Below are 2,794 nucleotides of genomic sequence, written 5' to 3' on the forward strand. Positions count from 1 at the left end.
CACACCGACACCCGCATCGTGCGCGTGACGTCGGACGACGACGGTGTGACGGCCGAAGACCAGCACGGACGGCGCTGGCGCGGCCAGGCGCTGATCGGTGCCGACGGCGTGCGCTCGGTGGTTCGGGCCCAGTTCGTGGGCGACCCGCACCGCGTCACCGGACATGTGGTGTACCGCGCCGTGGTGGACAAGACCGAGTTTCCCGATGCGCTGAAGTGGAACGCGGCCAGGTTGTGGGCTGGTCCGCGCTGCCATCTGGTGCACTATCCGCTGCGCGGCGGCGAACAGTACAACGTGGTCGTGACCTACCACAGCCGCGAGGTCGAGGAGTGGGGCGTGCGCGAAGGCAGCCGCGAGGGGGTGCAGAGTTACTTTCAGGACATTCACCCGCTGCCGCGCCAGCTCATCGATCTGCCCAAGAGCTGGAAGCGCTGGGCCACCGCCGACAAGGACCCGATCGAGAACTGGTTGTTTGGCCGGGTGACGATGCTGGGCGATGCTGCCCACCCGACCACCCAGTCCATGGCGCAGGGCGCAGCCGTCGTTTCTGTTCATCGCCGACGAGGCGCCACTGCACCGCAAGCTCGGCATCTACGAGGTCCGCGACGACCCGTCCCGCCCCGCCCTCGGCTTGGCCGATGACGTACCATTTCACCCAATGCGCTGAAGCACTGCCATCATGACCATCGATCTCTGGCCCGCTCCCGAGCCCGCCACGCTTGCCGTACGCGACAGCGAACACCGCCTGCCGGTATACCGCCTGTTTTTCGTCGGGCGCAACCACCCCGCGCACGCCCGCGAGATGGGCGTCACCGTCGACAAGGCGCAGGGGCGCCCGTTTTACTTCACCAAGTCGCCGGTGCATCTGATCGGCAGCGGTGCCACCGGCGCCTACCCCAGCGAAACCGAGGACTTCCACCATGAAGTCGAGCGGGTGGTGGTGCTGGGACGCGGCGGCCATCGCGTCCCGCTCGCGCTGGCCCACGAGCTCATCTACGGATACGCCGTCGGGCTGGACATGACGCGCCGCGACGTCCGGCTGCGGCTGCGCGAAAGGGGCCATCCCTGGTGTCTGGGCAAGGACGTCGAGGGTTCGGCCATCTGCGGTGCCGTCGCGCCAATGCCCGGGGTGGCGCTGGAGCGCGGCGCGATCACGTTGCCCGTCAACGACAGCGAGCGCCAACGCGCTGACATCGCCGACCTGATCTGGAACGTACGCGAGCTCATCGCCGACCTGTCGAGGTACTACCATCTGCAGCCCGGCGACGTGATCCATACGGGTACCCCGGAAGGGGTCGGTGCGGTACGCCCGAGTGATCGCCCGCACGCCACGATCGACGGCGTGGGGACCGTCGACCTGACCATCGGTCCGGCCGTATGAGTCCCGCGCGGCCGCCGCCGGCTCAGCCGCTGCTGGAGCGGGGCAGCGGCCTGCCCAATGCTGCGGCCGTGCTCGACTACCTGGTGCGGGTGCTGTCGCTGGCGGCGCGCCGCGAGCTGTCGACCACCGTGCTGGCGCTGGCGCTCGACGCACCCGAAGCCTTGGGCGCGGCCGCCCTGCGGCGGGCCGAACGCCGCGTGGCACCGGCGCTGGTGGCGCGCCTGCGCACGCACGAAATGCTGGCCCACTGGGCGCCTGGGTCATTTGTCGTGGTAATGCCCGACGCCGACACCGCCAGCGCGTTGGTGCTGGCCAGTGACCTGCGCCAGATCGGTGCCGACACCTTGGGCACACGCCGAGCACGCAGCCCGGGCTGCCACAGCCTGAGCATCGGCGTGCACACGCGCGCCCCGGCCCACGAAGGTATGCGTGACTGGCGCACGCTAGCCGCGGAAATGATCATCGCGGCCCAGCGGGCACTGGACATCTCCACCGCCAACGGGCCCGGGCGCATCGAGATCGAGCCGTAAACCCCATGCACAGCGCACCACCATCCCCCGCCGCAGCGCTTTCGGACACCCCGCCGAGGCGTATCCCGTTGCCGCGCGCCGCCCTTGCAACCGGACGCCTGGGCTGGTGGGTCGCCCTGGCGTCGCTCGTGCTACTGGGGCTGCAAGTCGGCCTGGTCTATGTGGGCCATACGCGCATGACACAGATGCGCCAGACCCTCACCGACGCGCTGGAAGTCACCGTTGCCGCTGAGCGGCTGGCACGCCAAATGGCCGCCGCCGCACAAAACCGCATCACGCTGATGCTGCGCATGATGGTCGAACCCGACCCCTTCGAACGGGAAGGGGATGCACGCGCGTTCACCGAAGAAGGGCTGGCCTTTAGCCGCGCACGTGATGCGCTGCTGGCACTGCCGCTGCCCGAGGCGTCGCGCGCCACGCTGGAGCGCATTCAAGACGAAGCGGTGGCACTGAGCCGGTACCAACGCGAGGTGGTCGAGGCGCTGTTGGGAGGCGACGACCCGCGCGCACGCCGCCTGGTGGAAGAAGGCGACATCCTGTCGCGCCAGCGTGGGCTGGTCCAACACCTGTTGGAACTCGCGCAACGACAACGGCAGGCTGCCGAGCAGGCCGAGGCCCGTGCGCGCGACGTGTCCGAACGCGCCACGCGGCTGCTGATCGGTTTGGGTCTGGGCAGCTTTTTGCTCGGTGGCGCGATCGGGGCTGGCGTCACCCACACCGTCAGTCGGGCCGAACGGTTGCTGCGCGACGAGCGATCGCGTGCCGAAGAGGCCGCCCACACCGACCCGCTCACCGGCTTGCTCAACCGGCGCGGCTTCGAGCGTCAGCGTCGGCGCTGGCGCGCCGAGGCGGTCCCCGGGCAGACGCACGCAGCGTTGCTGAT

The 2,794-nt window shown here is 69.6% G+C and carries 3 protein-coding genes and 1 pseudogene; all 4 read left to right on the forward strand.

Features of this window, described 5'->3' with window-relative positions; translation table 11 throughout:
* Window positions 1-642: FAD-dependent monooxygenase (locus V7Z54_RS09700; protein ID WP_334136193.1), on the forward strand; the 642-nt coding region annotated here is incomplete at its 5' end.
* A 37-nt stretch (window positions 643-679) separates the two neighbouring features.
* Window positions 680-1,381: a fumarylacetoacetate hydrolase family protein gene (locus V7Z54_RS09705; RefSeq protein WP_334136194.1), complete on the forward strand. Its 702-nt coding sequence runs from the start codon at window positions 680-682 to the stop codon at window positions 1,379-1,381.
* Complete coding sequence (locus V7Z54_RS09710; RefSeq protein WP_334136196.1) at window positions 1,378-1,911, forward strand: hypothetical protein; 534 nt, start codon at window positions 1,378-1,380, stop codon at window positions 1,909-1,911. Before V7Z54_RS09705 ends, V7Z54_RS09710 begins: the two co-directional genes overlap by 4 nt.
* 176 nt (window positions 1,912-2,087) lie before the next feature.
* A pseudogene (locus tag V7Z54_RS09715) lies at window positions 2,088-2,794 on the forward strand (hypothetical protein); the annotation flags it as partial.

The organism is Tepidimonas sp. (assembly GCF_036824975.1).
GTDB lineage: Bacteria > Pseudomonadota > Gammaproteobacteria > Burkholderiales > Burkholderiaceae_C > Tepidimonas.